Source organism: Pararhodobacter sp. (genome assembly GCF_034676075.1).
In the GTDB taxonomy this organism is placed as follows: domain Bacteria; phylum Pseudomonadota; class Alphaproteobacteria; order Rhodobacterales; family Rhodobacteraceae; genus Pararhodobacter.
Genome location: NZ_JAUCCQ010000059.1, coordinates 1 through 21,425 on the forward strand (window position 1 = coordinate 1; position 21,425 = coordinate 21,425).

General features: G+C 68.0%; 22 protein-coding genes, 1 tRNA gene and 1 pseudogene. 21 read left to right on the forward strand and 3 right to left on the reverse strand.

The features are described from left to right. The first annotated feature begins 637 nt into the window (after positions 1-637). The 12 genes from trxA (at position 638) to ugpC (ending at position 12,040) form a co-directional block, all read left to right on the forward strand. Positions 638-1,543, forward strand: coding sequence for a thioredoxin (gene trxA, locus VDQ18_RS14860; RefSeq protein WP_323021700.1), 906 nt, complete (start codon positions 638-640; stop codon positions 1,541-1,543). Positions 1,544-1,569: 26 nt separating this feature from the next. Next, positions 1,570-2,220: an LON peptidase substrate-binding domain-containing protein gene (locus tag VDQ18_RS14865; protein ID WP_323021701.1), complete on the forward strand. Its 651-nt coding sequence runs from the start codon at positions 1,570-1,572 to the stop codon at positions 2,218-2,220. Then, on the forward strand, positions 2,217-2,399 hold the full coding sequence (locus tag VDQ18_RS14870; protein WP_323021702.1) for a Trm112 family protein: 183 nt from the start codon (positions 2,217-2,219) through the stop codon (positions 2,397-2,399). Before VDQ18_RS14865 ends, VDQ18_RS14870 begins: the two co-directional genes overlap by 4 nt. Positions 2,400-2,423: 24 nt before the next feature. After that, positions 2,424-2,795: a hypothetical protein gene (locus tag VDQ18_RS14875; RefSeq protein WP_323021703.1), complete on the forward strand. Its 372-nt coding sequence runs from the start codon at positions 2,424-2,426 to the stop codon at positions 2,793-2,795. Positions 2,796-2,887: 92 nt separating this feature from the next. Further along, on the forward strand, positions 2,888-3,583 hold the full coding sequence (locus VDQ18_RS14880; protein ID WP_323021704.1) for a GntR family transcriptional regulator: 696 nt from the start codon (positions 2,888-2,890) through the stop codon (positions 3,581-3,583). Between the two features lie 269 nt (positions 3,584-3,852). Continuing rightward, complete coding sequence (locus tag VDQ18_RS14885; protein ID WP_323021705.1) at positions 3,853-5,250, forward strand: aspartate aminotransferase family protein; 1,398 nt, start codon at positions 3,853-3,855, stop codon at positions 5,248-5,250. Continuing rightward, complete coding sequence (locus tag VDQ18_RS14890) at positions 5,250-6,551, forward strand: FAD-binding oxidoreductase (RefSeq protein WP_323021706.1); 1,302 nt, start codon at positions 5,250-5,252, stop codon at positions 6,549-6,551. The genes VDQ18_RS14885 and VDQ18_RS14890 overlap by 1 nt, the downstream gene beginning before the upstream one ends. 263 nt (positions 6,552-6,814) lie before the next feature. Then, positions 6,815-7,624, forward strand: a complete 810-nt coding sequence (locus VDQ18_RS14895) for a polysaccharide deacetylase family protein (protein WP_323021707.1) — start codon at positions 6,815-6,817, stop codon at positions 7,622-7,624. A 236-nt stretch (positions 7,625-7,860) separates the two neighbouring features. Beyond that, complete coding sequence (gene ugpB / locus VDQ18_RS14900; RefSeq protein WP_323021708.1) at positions 7,861-9,183, forward strand: sn-glycerol-3-phosphate ABC transporter substrate-binding protein UgpB; 1,323 nt, start codon at positions 7,861-7,863, stop codon at positions 9,181-9,183. Between the two features lie 64 nt (positions 9,184-9,247). Further along, positions 9,248-10,132 carry a sn-glycerol-3-phosphate ABC transporter permease UgpA gene (gene ugpA / locus VDQ18_RS14905; RefSeq protein ID WP_323021709.1) on the forward strand — a complete coding sequence of 295 codons (885 nt, stop codon included), beginning with the start codon at positions 9,248-9,250 and terminating at the stop codon, positions 10,130-10,132. 10 nt (positions 10,133-10,142) lie between these two features. Further along, on the forward strand, positions 10,143-10,991 hold the full coding sequence (gene ugpE, locus VDQ18_RS14910) for a sn-glycerol-3-phosphate ABC transporter permease UgpE (protein WP_323021710.1): 849 nt from the start codon (positions 10,143-10,145) through the stop codon (positions 10,989-10,991). A gap of 2 nt (positions 10,992-10,993) precedes the next feature. Next, positions 10,994-12,040 carry a sn-glycerol-3-phosphate ABC transporter ATP-binding protein UgpC gene (gene ugpC / locus VDQ18_RS14915; protein WP_323021711.1) on the forward strand — a complete coding sequence of 349 codons (1,047 nt, stop codon included), beginning with the start codon at positions 10,994-10,996 and terminating at the stop codon, positions 12,038-12,040. 4 nt (positions 12,041-12,044) lie between these two features. On the opposite strand, the gene VDQ18_RS14920 is transcribed toward ugpC, so the two are convergent. The 3 genes from VDQ18_RS14920 to VDQ18_RS14930 are packed head-to-tail and all read right to left on the reverse strand — an operon-like array spanning position 12,045 to position 14,590. Then, entirely contained in the window at positions 12,045-13,133 is a 1,089-nt protein-coding gene (locus VDQ18_RS14920) for a peptidoglycan-binding domain-containing protein (RefSeq protein WP_323021712.1), read from the reverse strand. Between the two features lie 58 nt (positions 13,134-13,191). Next, positions 13,192-13,845, reverse strand: a complete 654-nt coding sequence (locus VDQ18_RS14925) for a GntR family transcriptional regulator (protein ID WP_323021713.1) — start codon at positions 13,843-13,845, stop codon at positions 13,192-13,194. Positions 13,846-13,876: 31 nt separating this feature from the next. Further along, positions 13,877-14,590: a SprT family zinc-dependent metalloprotease gene (locus VDQ18_RS14930; RefSeq protein ID WP_323021714.1), complete on the reverse strand. Its 714-nt coding sequence runs from the start codon at positions 14,588-14,590 to the stop codon at positions 13,877-13,879. Between the two features lie 102 nt (positions 14,591-14,692). On the opposite strand from VDQ18_RS14930, the gene VDQ18_RS14935 reads away from it, so the two are divergent. From VDQ18_RS14935 to VDQ18_RS14975, 9 genes and pseudogenes are all read left to right on the forward strand, one after another. Beyond that, positions 14,693-15,025, forward strand: a complete 333-nt coding sequence (locus tag VDQ18_RS14935) for a TIGR02300 family protein (protein ID WP_323021715.1) — start codon at positions 14,693-14,695, stop codon at positions 15,023-15,025. A 187-nt stretch (positions 15,026-15,212) separates the two neighbouring features. Then, positions 15,213-15,288: transfer RNA gene (locus tag VDQ18_RS14940), tRNA-Ala, on the forward strand. Between the two features lie 234 nt (positions 15,289-15,522). Next, a complete protein-coding gene (locus VDQ18_RS14945) occupies positions 15,523-16,668 on the forward strand; it encodes an ABC transporter substrate-binding protein (protein ID WP_323021716.1) in 1,146 nt (381 codons plus the stop codon). Positions 16,669-16,735: 67 nt separating this feature from the next. Continuing rightward, on the forward strand, positions 16,736-17,653 hold the full coding sequence (locus VDQ18_RS14950; protein WP_107752457.1) for a branched-chain amino acid ABC transporter permease: 918 nt from the start codon (positions 16,736-16,738) through the stop codon (positions 17,651-17,653). Continuing rightward, positions 17,646-18,623, forward strand: a complete 978-nt coding sequence (locus VDQ18_RS14955) for a branched-chain amino acid ABC transporter permease (protein ID WP_323021717.1) — start codon at positions 17,646-17,648, stop codon at positions 18,621-18,623. The genes VDQ18_RS14950 and VDQ18_RS14955 overlap by 8 nt, the downstream gene beginning before the upstream one ends. After that, complete coding sequence (locus VDQ18_RS14960; RefSeq protein WP_323021718.1) at positions 18,616-19,365, forward strand: ABC transporter ATP-binding protein; 750 nt, start codon at positions 18,616-18,618, stop codon at positions 19,363-19,365. The genes VDQ18_RS14955 and VDQ18_RS14960 overlap by 8 nt, the downstream gene beginning before the upstream one ends. Further along, positions 19,362-20,051, forward strand: coding sequence for an ABC transporter ATP-binding protein (locus tag VDQ18_RS14965; RefSeq protein WP_323021719.1), 690 nt, complete (start codon positions 19,362-19,364; stop codon positions 20,049-20,051). The genes VDQ18_RS14960 and VDQ18_RS14965 overlap by 4 nt, the downstream gene beginning before the upstream one ends. Positions 20,052-20,131: 80 nt before the next feature. Beyond that, positions 20,132-20,833 carry a uroporphyrinogen-III synthase gene (locus VDQ18_RS14970; RefSeq protein WP_323021720.1) on the forward strand — a complete coding sequence of 234 codons (702 nt, stop codon included), beginning with the start codon at positions 20,132-20,134 and terminating at the stop codon, positions 20,831-20,833. 87 nt (positions 20,834-20,920) lie between these two features. Further along, positions 20,921-21,425 (forward strand): annotated as a pseudogene (locus tag VDQ18_RS14975) (hypothetical protein); the annotation flags it as partial.

Below are 21,425 nucleotides of genomic sequence, written 5' to 3' on the forward strand. Positions count from 1 at the left end.
GACGTTTCTGGGCGGGTGCCTGTTCTCGGGCCGTGCCGCGGGGCGGGCGGCGGGGTAGGGGGGCTTTCTGCCCCCCTCTTGGCCTGCGGCCAATTCACCCCCCGAGGATATTTGAAGAACGAAGATGTTGGTTAGTGACCTGTGAGCGCCGGGTCTCCCTCCCGGCGACGGATGCGCGCGAGGAGGTCGCCCGCGCCGTGGAATGTGCCAGAAAACCCGGATCGGGGGCGCGCAGGGGGCGCGATTAGCAGATCCTTAACCATCATCTTCGTGCTGAAAATATCCTCCGGGGGTCCGGGGGTGGAAAACCCCCGGGGCTCGCCATGGGCGCGCGGTCATGGGGTTAGCCCATGCCGGTCTCGCAGGCGTTCAACGCTCGCTCAGCCGCTCCGCCACCGCCCTTGCCAGCGCGGCACGGCCCCGGGCGTCAGGTGAACGCCGTCGACCGGGCTGACCGTCGCGCGCTGGCCCGCACCGCCATCGACGGGGTGCGGTAGGTGTTGGAATCGCCGAAGGTCAGAAGCGTGGTCATGCGCGCGACGGTGGCGCCTTCGGTCCGGCTTGTCCAGAACTTGCCCCTTGGAACGCGGCCTGTGTAGTCGCATATAGGGGGCAACGCCGGAACCGAGAGGAAGCCATGCTGGGCAATATCGACGCCGCGCCCGCCAAGGGGCAATGGATCAAGGACACGAGCGAGGCCAGTTTCATGGCTGATGTGGTGGACGCCAGCCAGGAGGTCCCCGTCATCGTCGATTTCTGGGCGCCCTGGTGCGGCCCCTGCAAGACGCTGGGCCCGGCCCTTGAAGCCGCCGTCACCGCCGCCAAGGGCAAGGTGCGGATGGTCAAGATCAACGTCGACGAGAACCAGCAGATCGCCGCCCAGCTGCGCATCCAGTCGATCCCCACGGTCTATGCCTTCTTCCAGGGGCGCCCGGTCGATGCCTTCCAGGGCGCGCTGCCGGCCTCGGATCTGAAGAAATTCGTCGACAAGCTGGTGGCGCTGGTCGGCGAGGACGAGGGGCTCGCAGCCGCGCTGGACGAGGCCGAGGCGATGCTGGCCGAGGGCGCGGCAACCGATGCCGCCGAGGTTTTCGCCGCCGTTCTGGCCGAGGAGCCCGAGAACGCCCGCGCGCTGGGCGGTCTGGCCCGGGCGCAGATCGCGGCGGGTGCGCTGGATCAGGCCGAGGCGCTCTTGAACAATGCCCCGGCTGGGATCGCCAAGGCGCAGGAAATCGAAGCCGCGCGCGCCCAGCTGGCGCTGGCGCGGCAGGCCCAGAACGCGGGCCCGGTCGATGAGCTGCGCGCGGTTCTCGCCGCCAATCCCGCCGATCATCAGGCACGGTTCGACCTGGCGCAGGCGCTGCATGCCAAGGGCGATGTGGCCGGTGCCATCGACGAATTGCTGGAACTCTTCCGCCGCGACCGCGAGTGGAACGAGGGCGCCGCCAAGACCCAGCTCTTCACCATTTTCGAGGCGCTGAAACCGACCGACCCGCTGGCCGTGAAGGGCCGCCGCCGCCTGTCGTCGATGATCTTTGCCTGAGGGGCTTCGCGCACTATGTCAGGACCATGCTGAAAGCGACCGACCTTCCTGACGCCATCGCGCTGTTTCCCCTGCCGGGGGCGCTGCTGCTGCCGCGGGCCAAGCTGCCGCTGCATATCTTCGAGCCGCGCTATCTGTCGATGCTCGAGGATTGCATGGCGAGCCGGCTGCGGCTGATCGGCATGATCCAGCCGCGGCCGACCCCGGCCGGGGGCGGCGACCGCCTGCATGCCATCGGCTGCGCCGGCCGCCTGACCGCCTTCTCGGAAACCGAGGACGGGCGCTACATGATCACCCTGACCGGGGTCAGCCGTTTCCGGCTGGGCGAGGAAGTCTTGCCGGGCACCTTCCCCTACCGCCGGGCGAAGGTCCAATGGGACGGCTTCCAGCGCGATCTGGGACCGGCGGAAAGCGATCCGCTCCTGGACCGCGAGGCCTTCATGGACCTGCTGGGGCGCTATTTTGCCGCCGTCTCGCTCTCGACCGAATGGTCGAGCCTGAAGGGCGCCGATGACGAGCTGCTGGTCAATGCCCTGTCGATGCTCTGCCCCTTCCAGCCCGAGGAACGGCAGGCCCTGCTCGAGGCGCCGTCGCTCGCCACCCGGCGCGAGACGCTGGTCACGCTGATGGAATTCGCGCTGCGCGCCAGCGGTGAGAACGGAGAGGTGATGCAATGAGCGACGAGGAACGCGCCGAGCGCCACATGCTGGAGGCGCTGGTCTGCCCGGTGACCCAGGGGCGGCTCACCTATGATGCCGCGGCGCAGGAGCTGATCTCGCAGACCGCGCATCTGGCCTTTCCGATCCGCAACGGCATTCCGATCATGCTGGCGGGCGAGGCGCGCGAAGTGGAATAAACGACCCGACACCAGGAGGACGGGATGCACAGATTTTTCCTGATCGCGGGCACCATGGCCGTGCTGGCCGGATGTTCGCCCCTGCAGAACTGCCTGATCGAGGCCGATCAGGACCAGCGCGCCATCAGCCGTGAGATCGAGACGCGGCGCCTCAACCTGCAGCGGGGTTTCTCGGTCGAGCTGGTCTCGGCGCCCCAGTTCGGGCCGGGCTTCTGCCCCGGGCCCGCCGGTCCCCGGCCCTGCATGCGTTGGGACGACGGCCCGCAGGAGGTTCGCCACCGCATCAACCCCGCCTTTGAACGCGAACGGATCGCGCTGCTGGAGCGCCAGCTGGCGCAGGCCGAGGCGCAGGCGCAGCGCGCCCGGGCGCAGTGCCAGGCCACCTATCCCGAGTGATCGCCTCTGCCCTTGGGCGCGGGGACGCAAGGCGCTAGGCAGGCGGCGGGGGATCGGCTATGCGTGGATTTGATCAGATTATCCCGGTCCCCATGGCATCGAGCGACATTCCCGGCGATCCTGTCTCCGCCCCGGCCCCCGGTTCGGCCCCGGGCAAGGTGCCCGAACACGAGGCGACCTACCGGCGGCTGCGCGACATGGTGATGTTCGGCCAGCTGGAGCCGGGGCAGAAGGTGACGATCCAGGGCATCACCGCGGCGCTGGGCGCGGGCATGACCCCGGTGCGCGAGGCGATCCGCCGCCTGACCGCCGAGGGCGCGCTGACGCTGCACGAAAACCGCCGCGTCTCGGTCCCGCGTCTGGGCGCCTCGCAGGCGGATGAACTGGCCTTCGCCCGCCTCGCGCTGGAACCGCGGCTGGCGGCGCTGGCCCTGCCCCGGCTGGGGCCCGCAACCATCGACCGGCTCGAGGCGCTGGACCGCGTGATCGACCGCGCCCTCGCCGAGGGTGATGTGCCGGGCTATCTGGCGGGGAACTACCGCTTCCATTTCGCGCTCTACGAGGTGGCCGAGGCGCCGATCCTGACCGCGCTGACCCAGTCGCTCTGGCTGCGTTTCGCGCCCTCGCTCCGGGTGGTGATGAACGCCGAGGGCGAGATCGGCCCGGACCGCCACAAGGAGGCGGTGGCGGCGATGCGGGCGGGCGATGCCGCGGGGCTGGCGGCGGCGATCGAGGCCGATATCCGGCAGGGGATCGAGCGGGTTCAGGCGGATCTCCTCGGGTCCTGACGCGGCGCCCGGGGCGGCCCCGGAGGGCCAGCCCCCCGGAGCCCCCGGGATATTTGCAGAACAAAGACGCCGATTAGCGTTGCGTTAACCATCATCTTTGTTCTGCAAATATCCTCCGGGGGTCCGGGGGTGGAAAACCCCCGGGGGCGCAGCGGTCGGGCGGCTGCTTCGGGGGGCAATAATTTGATCAAATCGCGTTGCGGCCCGCGGCCCGCTTGCGTATCCTGCGGCGAATCCCCGGGTTGACCGGGCCGAAGGAGGTTCCCGCCATGCGTCCGATCACCAACCATCTGCCCACCGCCGAGCTGCAGGCGCTGGACGCCGCGCATCACATGCATCCCTTCACCACCAACGACAAACTGGCCAGGAAGGGCGCGCGGATCATCACCCAGGCCAAGGGCGTCTGGCTGAAGGACAGCGAGGGCGAGGAGATCATCGACGGCATGGCCGGGCTCTGGTGCGTCAACATCGGCTATGCCCGCGAGGAAATCGCCGAGGCCGCCGCCCGCCAGATCCGGGAACTCCCCTATTACAACACCTTCTTCCAGACCTCGCATGTGCCCGCCATCGCGCTGGCCGCCCGCATCGCCGAACTGGCGCCGGGCGATCTGAATCATGTGTTCTTCGCAGGCTCGGGGTCGGAGGCGAATGACACCAACATCCGCCTCGTCCGCCATTACTGGACCCTGAAGGAACAGCCCCAGCGGCAGGTCATCATCGCCCGCAAGAACGGCTACCACGGCTCGACCATGGGCGGCGCCAGCCTCGGCGGCATGGTCTCGATGCACGAGCAGGGGATGCTGCCCATCCCCGGCATCGTCCATATCGACCAGCCCTATTGGTATCTGGAGGGCGGCGAGATGACGCCCGAGGAATTCGGGATCGCCCGGGCCCGGGCGCTGGAGGACAAGATCCTGGAGATCGGGCCCGAGAAGGTCGCGGCCTTCATCGCCGAGCCGATTCAGGGCGCGGGCGGCGTGATCGTGCCGCCCTCGACCTATTGGCCCGAGATCCAGCGCATCGTCGACAAATACGGGATCCTGCTCATCGCCGATGAGGTCATCACCGGCTTCGGCCGCACTGGCAACTGGTTCGGCAGCCAGACTTTCGGGATCAAGCCGCATATCATGACCATCGCCAAGGGTCTGTCGTCCGGCTACGCGCCGATCGGGGGCTCCATCGTCTGCGACGAGGTGGCGGCGACTATCGCCGCCGATGAATTCAACCACGGCTATACCTATTCCGGCCATCCGGTCGCCGCCGCCATCGCGCTGGAGAACCTGCGCATCATGGAGGAGGAGGGCGTTGTCGAGCATGTCCGCGACGTGGCCCACCCGCATCTGGCCGAGCGCTGGCATGCGCTGGGCGATCACCCGCTGGTCGGCGAGACGACGCTCGTGGGCCTCATGGGCTCGCTGGCGCTGACCCCGGTCAAGGGCGAGCGGGTGCGCTTTGCCTCGGAGGCCGGGACGGCCGGCTTCATCACCCGCGAGCGCTGTTTCGCCAACAATGTCATCATGCGCCATGTCTATGACCGCATGATCATCGCCCCGCCGCTGGTCATCACGCCCGCCGAGATCGACATCCTGATCGACCGCGCGACCAAGGCGCTGGACGAGGCCTATGTCCAGCTGAAAGCCGAGGGGCTGTTGCAGAAAGCCGTCTGATGGACCTGTTGACCGCCAACGACCGGCCCGGCACCTATCCCGCCAGCTGGTACGCCGAGACCGCGCAGCCCCTGCCTCCCTTCCCGGCGGCGGAGGGGGCGCTGTCCTGCGATGTCTGCGTGGTGGGGGGCGGGTTCACCGGGCTGTCGACCGCGCTGCATCTGGCCGAGCGTGGCTATGACGTCATCCTCCTGGAGGCGCAGCGGGTGGGTTTCGGCGCCTCGGGGCGGAACGGCGGGCAGGTCGGCACCGGCCAGCGGCTGGATCAGGACACGCTGGAGGGGATGGTCGGCAAGGGACCGGCGCGGGCGCTGTGGGATCTGTCGCTGGAATCGGTGGCGCTGACCCGGGCGCTGGCCGAGAAGTATGCGCCCGACGCGGGCTATGCCCCGGGCATCATCCATGCCGCGCATCGCGAGCGCTATGTGGCGGAGTTCCACGCCTATGCCGAGAAGCTGGCGCGCGACTACGATTACCACCAGATCCGGCCGCTGGACCGGGCGCAATTGCAGGGGCTGGTGGCCTCGCCCGTCTATCTTGGCGGCGATATCGACATGGGCGGCGGGCATCTGCATCCGCTGCGCTATGCCCTGGGGCTGGCGCGAGCCTGTGCGGCGGCGGGGGTGCGGATCCACGAGGGCTCGCGCGTTACCGCTTTGACCAAGGGCGATCCGGCCCGGGTGATGACCGAGCGGGCGACGATCACCGCGCGCTACGTGGCGCTGGGGCTCAACGGCTATGCCGGGCGGCTGGAGCCCGAGATTTCCTCGCGCGTGATGCCGATCAACAATTTCATCGCCGCGACCAGGCCGATGACCGAGGCCGAGCGCGCCGCGGTGATGAGCGCCGATCACGCGGTGGCGGATTCGAAATTCGTCATCAATTACTTCCGGTTTTCCGACGACAACCGCCTGCTGTTCGGCGGCGGCGAATCCTATGGCTACCGCTTCCCGGCCGACATTGCCGCCAAGGTCAGGAAGCCGATGGAAGAGATCTTCCCTCAGCTCAAGGGGATCGAGATCACCCATGCCTGGGGCGGGACGCTGGGCATCGCCTTCAACCGCATGCCGCATGTCACCCGTCTGGCGGGGAATGTGCTCAGCGCGGCCGGGTTCTCGGGGCATGGGGTGGCGATGGCGACGCTGGCGGGCAAGCTGATGGCCGAGGCTCTGGCCGGTCAGGCCGAGCGGTTCGACGTCATGGCCAGCGTGCCCAGCCCGCAATTCCCCGGCGGTGCCAGCCTGCGCTGGCCGCTGATGGTGGCGGCGATGCTGTGGTTTTCCCTGCGGGACAAGATTTGAACCAGGGGTGATTCGCCCTGCGCCGGGCCGGATCACTCTCCCCCCGGGCGAGTCCGCCCCATCGGCGGAGCGCCGCCGATCGTTTGCCAGTGGCCTTGCGGCAACAGGACTCAGGGGGGCCATGCGCCGAATCCCCATAACTTGTGGTTTTCCTGCCTCATTCCACAAGACACGGGCAGCGCCGGGCGCGTTTCGACTTTTCCACATGCTGTTGAAAGACATAGGAGTCGAGTCAGCTGCCAACACAACTGTCGGGGGACAGTGTGATCAAAATCAACCGCCGGACGCTGATGTCCGGAGCCGGTGCGCTGACCCTTGCCGGGGTCGCGCAAGCCGGTTTCGTTTCGCATGCCGTCGCGCAAAGCGTGCCGGCCGTTCCGACCAGGCCGATGCCGGCGCTGGCGCGGACCCATGATACGGTGTCACTGACCGCCGTGCAGACCAGCCGTCCGCGGGTGGCGCTGACCTTCGACGACGGGCCGCATCCGCAGAACACGCCCTGGCTGCTGGACATCCTGGCGCAGTACCGCGCCAAGGCGACCTTCTATGTCATCGGCCAGAACGCCCGGCGTTACCCTGAGATCATGCGCCGCATCGTCGCCGAGGGGCACGAGATCGGCAACCACACCTTCACCCATCCGGTGCTGTCGCGCCTGGGCGACGGTAATGTGCTGCGGGAGGTCGACCGCACCCAGCAGATCGTCTGGGACACGGTCGGTGCGGTGCCGGTGACGATGCGCCCGCCCTATGGCTCGTTCAGCCACCAGCAGATGCGCATGCTCTTCGACCAGCGCAACCTGACCTCGGTGGTCTGGTCGGTCGATCCGCAGGATTGGCGGCGGCCCGGGGTTTCGGTCGTGGCCGACCGGATGGTGCGCGGCGCGCGGCCCGGCGCGGTGATCCTGGCCCATGACATCCACGGCCCGACGATTCGCGCCGTGCCTGCGGCGCTGGACGGGATCCTGGCGCAGGGGCTGCAACCTGTCACCATGTCCGACCTTCTGGCCTGGCCGCATTGGGGGCCGCGCGGCCTGCGCTTTGTCGCCGGCCCCACCGGGCATTATCAGGGCTGAAGGCCCCGGAATTCCTGACAAAGGCGCGGCCCCCCGGGGACCGCGCCCTTTGTTTTGGCATCGACGGGATCCTCGCCGCACCCTCGCCCGAACCGCGAAAATTTTTCGCGTTCTGACATGAACTCTTCACAAACGAATAATATCGCAGCAAAGTGCAGAAATTCGCGCCCGCGGAACCGTGGGGAGCAGTTTCGCAGCCTTGCGCGTAACCAGACCAATCAATGGGGGGATCCCTGATGTTCAAACATAGCCTGATGGCCGCGACGGCCCTGGCCCTCGTGGCGCCTGCCGCCGCTTCGGCCCAGACGGAAATCCAGTGGTGGCACGCCATGAGCGGCCGCCTGGGCGAGCTGGTCGGCCAGATCGCGACCGACTTCAACGCCTCGCAATCCGACTATGTGATCGTGCCCAGCTACCGCGGCACCTATTCCGAGGCGATGAACGCCGCCATCGCCGCTTTCCGCGCCGGTGAGCAGCCGCATATCCTGCAGGTCTTCGAGGTCGGCACCGGCACGATGATGGCCGCCGAAGGCGCGATCATCCCGATCTATGAACTCATGGCGGCCCATGACGTTCACTTCGACCCGCAGGAATACATCCCGACCGTGGTCGGCTATTACACCGATCCCGATGGCAACATGCTGTCCTTCCCGTTCAACTCGTCGACGCCGATCCTGTACTACAACAAGGACGTGTTCGCGGCGGCCGGTCTCGACCCCGAGGTCGCGCCGACCACCTGGGCCGAGGTCGAGCAATTCTCGCAGCAGATCATCGATTCGGGCGCCGCGCCCTGCGGTTTCACCACCCGCTGGCCGTCCTGGATCCAGATGGAGAACTTCCTGGCGCTGCATAACCTGCCGCTGGGCACCGAGCAGAACGGCTTTGCCGGCTTCGACGCGGAACTGGTCCTCAACCAGCAGGCGCCGCTGGTCCGCCACTGGGAGAACCTCGCCCGCTGGCAGGCGAACGGCATCTTCAAATGGGCGGGCGGCAACGACGGTCCCGACGCGGGCCCGACCTTCTACTCGGCCGAATGCGCGATGATGATGGAAAGCTCGGCCGGGCGCGCGGGCGTCATGGCCAATGCCAACTTCCAGGTCGGTTATTCGATGCTGCCCTATTACGACGATGTCGAGGGCGCGCCGCAGAACTCGATCATCGGCGGCGCCACGCTCTGGACGCTGTCGGGCCATGACGAGGCCGATTACGAAGGCGTCGCGCAGTTCTTCGCCTTCCTGTCGACCCCGGAACAGCAGGCCTGGTGGCACCAGTCGACCGGCTATCTGCCGATCACCCAGGCGGCCTATGAACTCTCGCAAGAGCAGGGCTATTACGACGCCAACCCGGGTGCGGACGTGTCGATCCGGCAGATGAACCTGAACCCGCCGACCGAGAATTCGCGCGGCCTGCGCTTCGGCAATTACCTGCAGGTCCGCGATGTCGTCTCGGAAGAGATGGAAGCCATGCTGATGGGCACGATCACCGCCCAGCAAGCGGCTGACAACGTGGTCCGCCGTGGCAACGAGCTGCTGCGCGAGTTCGAATCCTCGCTGCAGTGATCTGACCCAGAACGACCTGTAGGATGGGCAATATTGCCCATCCTACGCCTACCGGAGGCCAGCGGTGCAAACCAAACGCATGACCTTTTCCAGCCGCTGGCTGCCCTATGCGCTGCTGGCGCCGCAGGTGCTGATCACGCTGGTCTTCTTCATCTGGCCCGCCAGCCAGGCGCTCTGGCAGTCGATGCTGCGCCAGGATGCTTTCGGCCTGCGCACCACCTTCGTGTGGTTTCGCAATTTCGAGCGCCTCTTCGACAATCCGCTCTACCTCGCCTCGATGAAGACCACGGCGATCTTCGCCATTTCCACGACGCTTCTGGCGATGTCGCTGTCGCTGCTTTTCGCCGTCATGGTGAACCGGATGCTGCGCTCGCGCGAGTGGTACACGACCTTCCTCGTCTGGCCCTATGCCGTGGCCCCGGCCATCGCCGGTGTGCTCTGGTGGTTCATGTTCAACACTTCGGTCGGCATCGTGCCCTATATGCTCGAGGGCTTCGGCTATGACTGGAACCATCGGCTCGATGGCAAAGATGCCATGATCCTCGTGGTCCTCGCCGCCGCCTGGAAGCAGATCAGCTATAATTTCCTGTTCTTCCTGGCCGGGCTGCAATCCATCCCGCAAAGCCTGCTCGAAGCCGCGGCCATCGACGGTGCCAGCCGGACCAAGCGGTTCTGGACCATCGTTTTCCCGCTGCTGTCGCCCACGACCTTCTTCCTGATGGTGGTGAACGTGGTCTATGCGATGTTCGACACCTTCGGCGTGATCCACGCCACGACCGAGGGCGGACCGGCGCAGGCCACCAATATCCTCGTCTACAACGTCTTCCGCGACGGCTTCGTCAACGGCAACCTCGGTGCCTCGGCCGCGCAATCGGTGATCCTGATGGGCATCGTCGTGGTCCTGACCGTGGTGCAGTTCCGCTTCATCGAGCGGCGCGTGAATTATTGAGGGGCATGCCATGGTAGAGAACGACCGCTTCGGCAGCCTGCTTGCCCATCTCATCCTGATCCTCGGCGTCGCCGCCGTGGTCTTCCCGGTCTATGTCGCGGTGATCGCCTCGACCCATGCGCCGGGGACCTTCCTGCAGGGCGTCATGCCGCTGCTGCCGGGTTCGCACGCGATCGAGAATTACCGCACGGTGATCTTCGAGGGCCGGGCCCAGGCCGGGGCCCCGCCCATCGGGCTCATGCTGTGGAACAGCTTCGTCATGGCGATGATGATCGCGGTCGGCAAGATCGCCATCTCGCTGCTCTCGGCCTTCGCCATCGTCTATTTCCGCTTCCGGTTCCGCATCTTCTTCTTCTGGGTCATCTTCCTGACCCTGATGCTGCCGGTCGAGGTGCGGATCGTGCCGACCTATGCGGTGGTGGCCAATCTGAACATGCTGAACAGCTACGCCGGGCTTTCCATCCCGCTCATCGCCTCGGCCACCGCGACCTTCCTCTTCCGGCAGTTCTTCATGACCGTGCCCGAGGAGATGCTGGAAGCGGCGCGCGTCGACGGCGCCGGGCCGATGAAGTTCTTCAAGGACATCCTGCTGCCGCTCAGCATCACCAATATCGCGGCGATGTTCGTCATCATGTTCATCTATGGCTGGAACCAATACCTCTGGCCGCTCTTGGTGACCAATGACGAGCGGTATTACACCGTGGTCATGGGCATCCAGCGCATGGTCACCGGCGGCGACAGCGAGCCCCTTTGGCATCTGGTGATGGCGACCGTGGTGATGGCCGCGCTGCCGCCGATCCTGGTCATTCTTTTCATGCAACGGCTCTTCGTGAAGGGCCTGGTCGAGACGGAGAAATAACGATGGCCCGCATCGTGATGGACGACCTGCACAAGGTCTATCCCGGCGGCGTCAAGGCCGTCACCGGCATCAGCCTGGACATCGCCGATGGCGAGATGATCGTGCTCGTCGGCCCCTCGGGCTGCGGCAAGTCCACGCTCTTGCGCATGGTGGCGGGGCTGGAGACGATCACCGGCGGCACGCTGACCATCGGCGAGCGGGTGGTGAACCAGCTTGAACCCGCCGACCGCGACATCGCCATGGTGTTCCAGAACTACGCGCTTTACCCGCATATGACGGTCTACAACAATCTGGCCTATGGGCTCAGGAACAAGGGCGTGCCGAAGCCCGAGATCGACCGGAGGGTGCAGGAAGCCGCGGGCATGCTGCAGATCGCCGATTACCTCGACCGCAAGCCACGCGCCCTGTCGGGCGGGCAGCGGCAGCGGGTGGCCATGGGCCGGGCGCTGGTGCGCGAACCGGCGGCCTTTCTGTTCGACGAGCCGCTCTCGAACCTCGACGCCAAGCTCCGGGTGCAGATGCGGGTCGAGATCCGGCAATTGCAAAAGCGGCTGGGCACCACGTCCCTTTATGTCACCCACGACCAGCTGGAGGCGCTGACGCTGGCCGACCGGCTGGTGGTGCTGAACGGCGGGCAGATCGAACAGGTGGGCACGCCGATGGAGCTGTATCGGCGGCCGGGAACGGTCTTTGTCGCGGGCTTCATCGGCTCGCCCGCCATGAACATGATCGACATGGCCTATCTGCGCGACCGGGGCGCCGCGCCTTCGGCGCTGCCCGCGGGCACCGATCTGGTGGGGGTGCGCCCGGACGACCTGTCGCTGACCCCCGGCGAGGGTCCGGCGATGGCGCTGCAGGGGACGGTGGCGCTGCTGGAGCCTGCCGGGGCCGAGAGCCATATCTACGTGACCCTCGACGGCAATGCCCAGCCGATCACCGTCCGCGTGCCGGGTCTGCCCGAGGTGACCGAAGGCGCAGCGGTGGTGCTGCACGCGCCCCTTGAGGCGCTGCATCCCTTCAACAGCGCCAGCGGCAAGCGGACCGGCTGAGGCCTCAGCCCTTGACCGGGCGCGGGGGCTGCCCGGGCCCGGCCGTGAAGCCCGCGTAGAAGGTGTCCAGGCTGCGGCCATAGACTTCGGCGAAAGCCACGGGGAAGGGTTGCCCCTCGCCCATCAGCGAAAAGAGCCGCCCGGCCCCGGAAAAGCCCGCCCGCTCGATCAGCATCGAGGCGGCCCACATCCCGGCCTGATAGACATCGTCCTGCCGCGACAGCAGGTCCGAACGGGTCTGCAGCCGCGTCAGGCTGGGCACGCTGCGCCCGGCATAGCGCCGCGCGCCCAGTTCGCGGATCTCCAGCGGGTCCAGCCGGTCACCCAGCGCATGGCCCACCACGTCGGCCAGCCCTTCGAGCAGCCACATCGGCCCCTCGAACTGCACCCGCCCATCGGCCGCGGTACCCGAGCCCGGCAGGCCGGTGAGCTGGAACTGCACGAGATGCGTCGCCTCGTGGGTGAGCACGAACACCAGCGTGCTATAGGCCAGATCGGTCAGCAGCCGGGTGTTCGGGCGCAGGCAGACCACCATCACCCCGGGCGTGGCAAAGGCGCCGATGCGGCCGCTGGGGTTGCAGTGATCCTCGAGCACGGCGTCCAGATTGGCGATCGGCCGGTGCCGGTTGTCGCTGGTGATCATCTGCCGCAATTCGTCGATCCCGGCGCCGACGAAGACCCGGTCGGTGCCCGAAAGCTCGACGCCCAGCAGCGTCGCGACCTCCTGGTGCAGCTCGGGCAGGCGGACGCGAATCAGCCGCGCCAGCACCGGATCGACCCCGGCCCCGGTCTGCACCACCACCGCATTGGTCGCCGAGGGCCAGAACGCCCTGAGCGCGGGAACCGCCTGACCCAGCCTGCGGCACCAAGTGGTCGCGGTGTCCGAGGTCAGCGCATGCCCGCCGGTGACCCCGGCCCGGGCGGTGAGGCTCTGCAGGGCGGCCAGGGTGCGCGGCCCGACGATACCGTCGGCGGGTCCGGCATCCTGCCCGGCCTGCGCCAGCTGCTCTTGCACGCAGCGCACGTCATCGGTCCAGGCCGCGGCAGGCGCGGCGGCGAGAAGGGTCAGGAGGAGGATCAGACGCGCCAGCATGAGGGCATTTTTCAACGCGCGGGGCAGGCTGTCTACAGGCTCGGTGCCTGCTCACCGATTATTGCGTGAGATGCCTGAGCCCCTGCGTGACATCGGTGCGGATCGCCAGCCTGAGCCCGGGCTCGTCCCCCGCCTTCAGCGCGGCGATGATCATCCGGTGATGCGGCGGCGGCGTGTTGCGCCGGAGGCGGCCGTAAAGCGCCCGCATGGTGGGGCCGAGTTGCAGCCAGATCGTCTCGACCATGGCCAGCATCGCCGGGGATTGGGCGCGCAGGTAGAGCGTGCGGTGGAATTCCAGATTGGTGCGCACATAGGTCACCGCATCCTGCCGGACCACCGCGTCGGTATTGGCGGCGTTGATCGCCTCCATCCGGTCGATCAGCGCCGAATGGGCGCGGGGCAGGGCGCGCGAGCCCAGCTCGGGCTCCAGCAGCGCCCGGATCGAGGCCAGCTCCTCGATCCGCTCGTTGCCCAGTTCGGGCGTCTGCACCCGGCCCGAGGCCGACATGGTCAGCGCCCCCTCGGCCACCAGCCGCTGGATCGATTCGCGCGCGGGCGTCATCGAGACGCCGAATTCCCGGGCGATGCCGCGCAGGGTCAGGGCGTGGCCGGGCGGCAGCTCGCCATGCATGACCTGCGCGCGCAGGGTCCGGTAGACGCGATCATGCGCCGACAGGGTCGAAGGGTCCGGCAGGGGGCGCGAGGAAGACATGGATCAGCGTGATCACAAAAGCGGCGGCGACTCAAGCCGGGCCGAAGCGATAGCGGTGCAACGCCGCGCCTTCGGCCTTCAGCCAGCGCCGCGCCTCGCGATGGGCGGGGAAAAGTCGCGCGACCTCGGCCCAGAAGGCAGGCGAATGGTTCATCTGCGCCAGATGCGCCACCTCATGCGCCGCCACGTAATCCAGGATCGGCGGCGGCGCCAGAATCAGGCGCCAGTTGAACATCAGATCGCCCGAGGCCGTGCAGGACCCCCAGCGCGAGCGCGTGTCGCGCAGCGTCAGCTTGCCCGCCGGGCGCCCCAGCGCCGCGCTGTGCCGCGCCACCCGCTGCGCCAGCCGGTCCCGCGCCCTGAGCTTGAGGAAGGCGAGCGCCGCCGCCGCGGGCCGCCCGGCGGGCACCAGCAGCGCCTCGCCCTCGATTCGGGCCGCGCGGACCGCCGCGGGGGTCAGGGTCAGGCCCTGCCCCTCGACCGGCAGCACGAGGCCGGGCGCCACCGCAAGCGGCCCCTCCAGCCCCGCCACCGCCGCCGAGAGCCAGTCGCGCCGCTCCTCCAGGAAGTCGAGCGCGCCGCGCAGGGGGGCGCGGGCGGGCAGGGTCAGCGTCACCGCCCCGTCCAGCCGCGACACCTTGAGCGAGACGCGCCGCGCCCGGGCCGAGCGGCGCAGCCGGACGGCGAGGGGCGGATCGCCGGGCATGGGGCCGGGCAGGGAGATCGTCTCGGGGTCTTTTGTCATCGGCGGGCCTCGGCGGGGTCGGCGACACCAAACAGGAAAGGCTTTGACAAGGCAATCCAACTATGGCAACGGGCGTCGATCCAAGCATGGGAAGGACCGTCTATGCCCAAGGAAGAATGGGGTGTGAAGCGCCTGTGCCCGACGACCGGCAAGCGTTTTTACGACCTGAACAAGACTCCGGTGATCAGCCCCTACACCGGCGAGGTCGTGCCGATCGACCTGCCCGGCCGCAAGGGTTCGGTCTCCATGGCTGCTGAAACGGCCAAGGCGAAGGTCAGCGCCACCGCCGATCTGGACACGGATGACGTGCTTCTGGACGATGACGATGATGTCGCGGTGGATGCGGACGACGAACTGCTCGAGGACGAGGACGACGATACCGTGTCGTTCGACGAACTCGGCGACGTCGCCGGCGAAGGCGACGACGAAAGCTGAGATTCGCGGCCCCGCAACGGGCCGGTCGGGGGCGGGCACCATGGGTGTCCGCCCCTTTTCCATGGCCATGGGGGGTGCCGGGCGGGAGTGTTTTCAGGCTTTCGCGAGCGCGTGTATTTTTCCCCTTGATCTCTCTCTCGGCAGGCCCTAAACCCCGCCTCGCAGCCGGGAACGGCGGCACCTCGGTGGGGCCATAGCTCAGTTGGGAGAGCGCTTGAATGGCATTCAAGAGGTCAGGGGTTCGACTCCCCTTGGCTCCACCAAAAGAATTCAAGGGCTTGGCGAGTGATCGTCGAGCCCGTTTTCTTTTCTGCTTCCAACATTTGCAGCGGCTGCCGCGTCCCTCCCTGAGCCTGCCTGCTGCCTCGGCTTGACCGCTCCCTCCCTCCCGCAAGGTGTTTTAGGCTTAAAATAATGCTTGCGGAATGCGGTTTGACCGGTAGTCTCGCTCTATCAGGCCGCGCAGAACGGCCGCCATCACACAGGGAGTTGTCGATATGAAGTTTCGCAAGAATGCGCTGGCCTGCGCGTCGGTGCTGGCGCTGGGCGCGGGCGTGGCCCAGGCCGACCCGGTCACTGTGGGCCTGATCACCACGCTCTCGGGTGGCGGTGCCGGGCTGGGCGTCGATGTGCGCGACGCTTTCGAGCTGGCGCTGCAGATGAACGGGTCGGATGCGATCCATCTGGTGGTCGAGGATGACGGCCAGCGCCCCGAAAACGCGGTGCAGATCGCCGACCGCATGATCCAGTCCGAAGGCGCGCAGATCCTGACCGGGATCATCTGGTCGAACCTCGCCATGGCCGTGGTGCCCGCCGTCACGGCGCAGGACGTCATCTATGTCTCGCCGAACGCCGGTCCCTCGGCGCTGGCCGGTGCGGGTTGCACGCCGAACTATTTCAACGCCGCCTATCAGAACGACACGATGCACGAGGCGGCGGGTCAATACGCCAATACGCTGGGCTACCAGAACGCCTTCATCATGGCGCCGAACTACCCGGCCGGGGTCGATGCGCTGACCGGCTTCAAGCGCTATTTCCAGGGCACCCTGGCCGGTGAGGTCTATACCCAGCTGGGCCAGACCGATTTCGCGGCTGAAATCGCGCAGATCCGCGCCTCGGGTGCCGATTCGATCTTCATCTTCGAGCCGGGTGGCATGGGCATCAGCTTCATGCGCCAATACGCGCAATCGGGCGTCGACCTGCCGATCATCTCGGCCGCCTTCACCTTCAGCCAGGACGTGCTGCCGGCGGTGGGCGATGCGGCACTTGGCGTGATCAACACCGCCGAATGGTCGCCCGACATGGACAACGAGGCGAACGTGGCCTTTGTCGCCGCCTTCCAGGAGGCCTATGGCCGCCTGCCCTCGGTCTATGCGGCGCAGAGCTTCGACACGGCCAACCTGATCCTCTCGGCCCTGGCCGCGGCGGATATCTCGGACCTCGACGCGTTCCGCACCGCCATGCGCGCGGCCGATTTCGACTCGGTGCGTGGCAGCTTCCGCTTCGGCAACAACCAGCATCCGATCCAGAACTACTACGCCCGTGAGGTCGTCTCGGTCGATGGAGTGCTGACCAACCGGATCGTCGGCACCGCCTTCGAGGACCATCAGGACGTCTACGCCGCCGACTGCGCGATGGAATGACCCCCGCGAGGGGCGCGCGGCCCGAGCCCGCGCCCCTCCCATCCATTCGGCCGGTCCGGGGGGTAACGTGACAGCCGCTCTTCTTTTCGAACAATTCCTGAACGGCCTGCAATTCGGGCTGATGCTGTTTCTCATGTCCGCGGGTCTGACGCTGGTCTTCGGGGTGATGGGGCTCATCAACCTGGCGCATGGCTCGCTTTTCATGATCGGCGCCTTCTTCTGTGCCGCCGCCGCCGGGCTGACCGGCAATTTCTGGCTGGGCCTTGCCGCCGGGATGGCCGCCGCCGCCGCCGCGGGCGCGCTGATCGAGGTGACGGTGATGCGCCGCCTCTATACGCGCGATCACCTCGATCAGGTGCTGGCGACCTTCGCGCTGATCCTGATCCTCTCCGAGGGGACCAAGATCCTGTTCGGGCCCTTCCCGCTTTACCTTGACGTGCCGCCGCTGCTGACGGGGACCGTGGATCTGGGCCTCACGCCCTATCCGCTTTACCGGCTGGCGCTGATCGTTGCCGGGATCGGTGTGGCGCTGGGGCTGTGGCTGCTGATCGGCCGCACGCGGCTCGGCATCCGCATCCGCGCGGGCGAGAATGACCGCGAGATGATCGCCGCCCTCGGCGTCAACATCCGCGCCCTCTATACCGTCGTCTTCGCGCTGGGCGCGGCGCTGGCGGGGCTGGCGGGCGCGCTGGTCGGCGCCGTGCAATCGGTGCAGGTCGGCATGGGCGAACCCGTGCTGATCCTGGCCTTCGTGGTCATCGTCATCGGCGGGATCGGGTCCATCCGGGGCGCCATGGTCGGCGCGCTTCTGGTGGGGGTCATCGACACGATGGGCCGCTTCCTGCTGCCGCAGGTCTTCGCGCTGTTCCTCGATCCCAGCAAGGCCTCGGGCGCCGGTGCCGCGCTGGCCTCGATCCTCGTCTATCTGCTGATGGCCCTCATTCTGGTCATCCGGCCCAAGGGATTGTTCCCCGTCCATGCCTGACAAACGCCGAGAATATGCGCTCAATGCCGTGCTGGCGCTCGGGCTGCTGCTGGTGCCGCTCTGGGCCTATTGGGCGGGCTCGCCCTTCACCATCACCGTCTTCACCCGGATCGCCATCTTCGCCCTGGCCGCGGTCGGGCTGAACATCGCCCTGGGGCTGGGTGGCATGGTCTCGTTCGGGCATGCGGTCTATTTCGGCGTCGGCGGCTATGTCGCCGGGATCGCCGCGCAGCATGCCTTCAATGGCGAGACGTTCCTGGGCATCGCCGGGGCCAACCAGATGCTGATCATCTGGCCCGTCGCCATGATCGCGGCGGGGCTGCTGGCCGCGGTGATCGGGGCCTTCAGCCTGCGCACCTCGGGCATCTTCTTCATCATGATCACGCTCGCCTTCGCGCAGATGGTCTATTACTTCGCCATCTCCTGGCCGACCTATGGCGGCGAGGATGGCTTGCCGATCTACGTCAGGAACACTTTCCCCGGCCTCAACACGATGCGGCCCTGGAACCTGTTCATCCTTTGCTGGTGCCTCTTGATGCTGGCAATCGGCGCCTTCGCGCTGATGCGGGCCTCGCGCTTCGGGGCGGCGCTGATGGCGATCCGGCAGAACCCGGACCGGGTGGCGGCGGTCGGCATCTCGCCCTTCGGGATCAAGCTGGCGGCCTTCGTCATCTCGGCGATGATCACCGGGCTTGCGGGCGCTCTGATGGCGGACCTTTCGCGCTTCGCCAGCCCGGCGGCGATGGCCTGGACCATGTCGGGCGAGCTGATCGTCATCATCATCCTGGGCGGCACCGGGCGCCTGTTCGGGCCGGTCGCGGGCGCGGCGGTGCTGGTCGGGTTCGAGGTGATCTTCGGCGGCATGACCGAGCATTGGCGCCTCTGGCTGGGCCTTGTCCTGCTGCTGACCGTGCTCTTTGCGCGCGGCGGGATCGTCACCCTGATCGCGGGGAGGGAGCGCCTTGGCTGACCCGGTTCTGAGCCTTTCGCACCTGTCCAAGAGCTTCGGCGCGCTGAAAGCCACCGACGACGTGTCGCTGACCCTGATGCCGGGTGAGATCCACGCGCTGATCGGGCCGAACGGAGCCGGGAAATCCACGCTGATCGGCCAGATCTCCGGGCGGATCGCGCCCGATGCCGGGACGATCACCTTCAAGGGCCGCGACATCACCGGCCTCAGCGTCGCGCAGCGGGCGCGGCTGGGGCTGGGGCGGAGTTTCCAGATCTCCTCGCTGATCCCGGAATATTCGGCGCGGCGCAACGTCATGCTGGGGCTGCAGGCGCGGCAGGGCCATTCCTTCCGCTTCCTCAAGCCGGTGATGCGTGACCGCCGCCTGCGGGACGAGGCCGAGGCGATCCTGACCAAGGTGGGCCTTGCCGGACGCGCCAGCGTGCCCTCGGCCGAGCTGAGCCACGGCGAGCGGCGGCTTCTGGAGATCGCCGTGGCGCTGGCGCTGGAACCGGCCTGCTTCCTGCTGGACGAGCCGATGGCGGGCATGGGGGCCGAGGGCGTGGGCGCGCTGGTCGACTTCCTGCGCAGCCTCAAGCAACAGGCGCCGATCCTGCTGATCGAACACGACATGGACGCGGTCTTCGCGCTGGCCGACCGGCTGAGCGTGCTGGTCTATGGTCGCATCATCGCCTCGGGCTCGGTCGAGGAGATCCGCAACGATCCCGCCGTGCGCGAGGCCTATCTGGGGGATTCCGAATGACCGCGCTGGCCGAGGTCGAGGGGATCGAGGTGTTCTATGGCGCCTCGCAGGCATTGTTTGGCATGGATCTGACGATCCAGCCCGGCGAGGCCGTGGCCCTGATGGGCCGCAACGGCATGGGCAAATCGACGACGATCCGCGCGCTCTGCCGGATGCAGCCGGTCGCCAAGGGAAGTGTGCGCTTCGACGGAAAGGACATCACCGCGCTTCCCTCCTTCCAGGCAGCGCGGCTGGGGATCGGCCTCGTGCCCGAGGGGCGGCGCTGTTTCGCCACGCTCACCGTGACCGAGAACCTGATCGCCGCCGCCCGCCCGGGCCAATGGACACTGGAGACGGTGCGCGCCTTCTTCCCGCGGCTGGCTGAGCGGTCGAACCAGCAGGCCTCGACCCTCTCGGGCGGCGAGCAGCAGATGCTGGCCATCGGCCGGGCGCTGATGACCAACCCGCGGCTGCTGATCCTCGATGAGGCGACCGAGGGGCTGGCGCCGGTGATCCGGGCCGAGATCTGGGCCGCCATCGCTCGGCTGAAGGCGCAGGGCCAGTCGATCCTGATCGTCGACAAGACGGTGAAGGAGCTGAAACCCATCGCCGACCGCTGCGTGGTGCTGGAACGGGGCCGCGCCGTCTGGACCGGCGCCACCACGGCGATCACCCCCGAGATCGAGCAGCGCTATCTGGGGATCTGACCCCGCGCCGGGGCGGCTTGCGGTTGCGGGCGCCCCGGGCCGGGGGGTAGGGTGCGGCTGACCCCAAGGCCCGTTTGTCCATGACCCGCCCGCCGATCCTGCTGATCACCCGCCCGCTGCCGCAGGCCCGCCGCTTCGCCGCCGAGGCCGCGGCCGCCTGCCCGCCGCATGAGGCGCTGATCGCGCCCTTGTCCGAGGTGGTGGGCCTGCCCTTCGATCCCGCGGTGTTCGAGGGCGCGGCGGGGCTGGTGCTCACCTCGGCCAATGCCGTGCCTTTCCTGCCGCCGCTTCCGCCCCTGCCTGCCTGGTGCGTCGGACCTGCCACGGCGCGGGCGGCGGCGCGGGCTGGCTTCCTGCCGCACGTGGCCGGGGGCGATGCCGTGTCCTTGCTGGCGCTTCTCAACGCCGACCCCCCGGCGGGACGGCTGGTCCATGCCCATGGGCGGCATCTGGCGCGGCAGATCGCCGGGGCGGTGCCCGGCCTCGAGATCGACGGCGTGGCGCTTTACGAGGCCCGGGCGCTGCCGCTGCCTGCGGATCTGTTGCCCGGGGACCGGCGGATCGTGGCGCCGCTCTTTTCGCCCCGGGCGGCGGCGGCCTTGGGGCGGCAGCCCGGTGTTCTGGCGCTGCCGGACCTGTTGCCGGTGGTCATCAGCCCGGCGGCGCGGGCGGCTTTGCCCGATCCGTTCGCCGCCCGGGCAATTGTCGCCGAGGCGCCGGAGGGCGGCGCCATGCTGCGCGCCGTGGCGGATGCGTTGTCGCAGAATGCCCCGGCGGGTTGAGACCGGGCAGGGGGCGAGCTAAGTAACAGGGAAGCGCCCGAATTTCCGGGCGGCTCTGACGTTTGAACCGGTGACGGGGAGGTTCCGATGGCCCGCAAGACCAGCAACCGCACCAGGACGCCCAAGGACGGCGGCAAAGCCACGCCGATTGACGAGGCCGAGATCGCCGCCGGAAGCCCCGGTCAGGCGGAGGCCGAAAGCCCGGACTCCTCGTCCAAGCAGCCCGAACACGCCGCGGTCACCGATCCCGAACCCCCGACGCCCGAACCCCTGCCGGAAGTCCCGCCCGCCGAGGGCACGGATCCCGAGGTCGCGGACCCCGCGCCGTTCGCGCTGGACCCGGCCGTCTCGGACCCCGAGCCCCCGGCCCCGGTGGGGGAGGAACCTCAGCCCGCCCCGGCCGAACCCGAAGCCGCCGAGCCCGACGCGGAGCCCGTGACGCCCGCCGAGCCGGAACCGACGCCTGCACCCCTGCCGCCACCGCCTCCGCCGCCGCCCGCGGGCAGCAGCGCCATGCCCCTGATCTTCGGCGGCTTTGCCGCGGCGGTGCTGGGCGCGCTGGTGGTGCTGATCTTCCTGCCCAACGGCTGGC